Annotated in this window: 2 protein-coding genes; both read right to left on the bottom strand. The window is 61.6% G+C overall.

Going from position 1 to position 3332, the window contains the following annotated elements:
* Positions 1–70: 70 nt before the first annotated feature.
* Entirely contained in the window at positions 71–2620 is a 2550-nt protein-coding gene (gene ligD / locus EOA85_RS30785; RefSeq protein WP_127212246.1) for a DNA ligase D, read from the bottom strand.
* Between the two features lie 3 nt (positions 2621–2623).
* A partial coding sequence (locus EOA85_RS30780; RefSeq protein WP_127212245.1) for a Ku protein occupies positions 2624–3332 on the bottom strand: 709 nt, incomplete at its 5' end.

The raw sequence follows: 3332 nt of genomic DNA, 5'->3' as shown, positions 1-3332 counted from the left end.
CTCCGGAACAATGCACGTTTGAGCAGATCGCCTGATTTGTTCGGATGCATGCATCTTCGCAATGCCCTCCTCAAGCCGCTTTCTTGCGTCGGTTTGCACGATCTTCGATCGGCGCTGCGGCAGCTCGGAAATCCTGCCAGGGATCCGACGATAGTGAGGCAAGCCGGGTCGGTGTGTTCTCGACGGTAAAATAGGCCGGTCCGATGCCGGGTCCGAGCTCGTCCCATGCAAGCGGCATAGACACCGCCGCACCCGGTCGTGCTCTTGTCGAATAGGGTGCGACTGCGGTCGCACCGCGCTGGTTTCGCAGATAGTCGACGAGGATTTTTCCGCGCCGTTTGGATTTTGTGATGGTCGAGACGTAGCGGTTGGGACTGTCGGCGGCCATGGAGTCGGCAATCGCCTTGGTGAAGGCTTTCACAGCTGGCCATTCCGCTTTCGGTTTCAACGGCGCCACAACGTGCAGACCCTTGCCGCCGGAGGTCTTGATGAAGGGGACAAGCCCTGCATTCTTCAGCCGGTCGCGGGTCTCGACGGCGGCTTCGATCACCGCCTCCCAGCTCACGTCCTCGCCAGGGTCGAGATCCATGATGATCGTGTCCGGACGCTCCCAATCGCTTACCATCGAACCCCAGGGGTGGATCTCCAGCGCCGCCGATTGGACGAGACCGATCAGCCCATCGAGATCATTGATGCTGATCAGCCGCTCGTCGGGCGGATCCTTGGGGTCGTGAACCAGGACAATGTTGGGGTTGAGCCCCTTCCAGGCATGCTTCTGGAAGAACTGCTCGCCCGAAATCCCGTTGGGACATCGCACCAGCGCTAACGCGCGGCCGGCGATGTAGGGCGACGCATAGCGCCACACCTCGGCATAATAATCGGCGAGGCCTTCCTTGGTCACGCCCTGGTCCGGCCAGTAGAGGCGATCGGGATGGGTGAGCTTGACGCTCCGACGCTGAAGTTTGGGTGCTGCCTTGCTCGTCTTCGGCGTTTCGCGGACGATCTCCTTCGCCGGCTTGTCTTCGCGTAATCCGCGGAATGAGGCGTGGCGCAGATTGCCGTCGGCGGTCCACGCCCGGAACTCGATTTCGGCGACGAGTTCCGGCCTGACATAGCGGACTTGCCGAGCCTCCTCGGCGGTCAGCCGTTCGTCGAACGGGGTTGACGGAATGCGTATTCGCTCGAGCTTCTTGAAGAGGCTCTCGGCAACCGCCGCCGTGTAGCCGGTGCCGACGCGTCCGACATGATGGAGCTTGCCGTCATCATAGACACCCAGGATGAGCGAACCGATCGCATTGCGCGAGGTTGTCGAGGGGACATAGCCGGCCACGACAAATTCCTGCCGCGCAGAGCATTTCGACTTCACCCAGTTCTTGTTGCGGCCAGAGCGGTAGGGCGCGTCGCGAAGCTTCGAGACAACGCCTTCCAGGCTGAGCCGGCAGGCGTGTTGCAGGACCAGAGCGCCATTCTCCTCAAAATGTCCGCTGTAGCTGATGATGGCGTTATCACCGCCGATGATCTTTTCCAGCAATTCCTTGCGGGTGATCAACGCAACGTCACGCAGATCGTACCCGTCAAGATGAAGCAGGTCGAAGACGTAGAAGCGAAAGCGATCACTGCGGCCCTCGCTGAGATCGGCTTGCAGCGCGGAAAAATCCGATGCGCCGGCGGAGGTCTCGACCACGAGTTCACCATCGATCAGCGCCGTCCCGACGGGGATATCGGCCAGCGCCGAAACGACCGCCTTTCCGAATTTCTTTGTCCAGTCGAGACCGCTCCGCGTCAACAGTTTGACGCGACCGGCTTCGATCCTGGCCTGCAGCCGGTAGCCGTCGAATTTGATCTCGTGCAGCCAGCGTTCGCCGGACGGCGCGGACGAGACCAGGGTCGCCAGCGTCGGTTCGACGAAATCGGGGAGCGCTGCCTTCTTGGCACCCTTGATCTTTGATGGTTGGGGAACGCTTACGGTTGCAGGCCGCTCTTCTGGTTGAGTTGCCCCCGTGCGGCCGCCGCGGCGCTTCCGAATGCGCCCCGTCTTGGACGACCAGCCGGGCTCTTCGCCGGCGACGTCCTCGATATTGCGGCCGGTCGCGACGGATTCCGGCCGCTCGTCCAGAATGTCGGGATCACCTTCCGTGCGCGCGGCGTCATCGTCGCCTTTGATTAGCAGCCAGTTCTCGCGCTTCTCCCGCGGCTTTCCGGCCATCCGCACAAGATGCCAGCGGCCGCCAAGCTTCTCGCCGTGAAGTTCGAAATCGAGATGGCCTTTCGCATAGCCGCGATGCGCGTCGCCGGTCGGCGACCAAGTGCCTCTGTCCCACAAAATAACGGTGCCGCCGCCATATTCGCCTTTAGGGATGGTGCCTTCGAAACCGCCATATTCCAAAGGATGATCCTCGACATGGACGGCAAGGCGCTTCTCGCCGGGGATCAGGCTCGGCCCTTTTGTGACGGCCCAGCTCTTGAGCACGCCGTCCATTTCGAGACGAAAATCGTAATGGAGCCGGGTGGCATCATGCTTCTGTATGACGAAGCTGTTGCCGGTCCGGGGCGCCCTGCGCCCCTGCGGCTCCGGGGTAACGGAAAAATTGCGCTTCTTGCGGTAGGTCTCGAGCGCCATCGATCAGCCGGCCTTCCGACGCGGTGCTGTCTGCTTCGCCTTTGCGTGGCGCGCCGGCTTTGACTTTGCCGCGGGCTTTCTTGTCGAGGGCTGCTTGCCGCCTACGCCGGCACTCTGGCGCAGCGCATCCATAAGATCGACGACCTTCTCCCGCTTGGCCGGCTTCGGAACGGCGATCTTCTTGCCTTCGAGCTTTGCTTTCACCAGCTCGGCAAGCGCCGCCTCATATCGGTCGTCGAATTTGGTCGGATCGAATTTGCCCTTCTTGGTCTTGATGATGTGTTCGGCCAGTTCGAGCATCTCGCCCTCGATCTTCATATCGGGAATGTTGTCGAAGGCCTCCTCCGCCGAGCGCACCTCGTAGTCGAAGTTCAGCGTCGTTGCGACCAGGCCTTCGTCATAGGCCCGGATGAGCAGGGTCCGGATGCGCCGGAACAGGACGGTCTGGGCGATGGCAGCGACTTTCTTCCTGCGCATGCCCTCGCGGATCAGCCCAAAAGCTTCCTCCGCGTGTTTATCCGGCGGGGCGAGGTAATACGGCTTGTCGAAGTACACGTCGTCGACATCGGAACAGCCGATGAAGGCCAAGACCGACAGCGTCTTGTCGCTCTCGGGGACAGCGGCTGCGACCTCATCGGGTTCGAGCACGACGTACTCACCCGAGCCGATCTCAAAGCCTTTGACCTGGTCGTCCTTCTCGACCGGCTTGCCG

The sequence above is a fragment of the Mesorhizobium sp. M5C.F.Ca.IN.020.29.1.1 genome (genome assembly GCF_003997375.1).
Lineage (GTDB): Bacteria > Pseudomonadota > Alphaproteobacteria > Rhizobiales > Rhizobiaceae > Mesorhizobium > Mesorhizobium wenxiniae.
The sequence above is the reverse complement of the archived record's forward strand: the minus strand, read 5'-3'. Positions and strand labels throughout refer to the sequence as shown.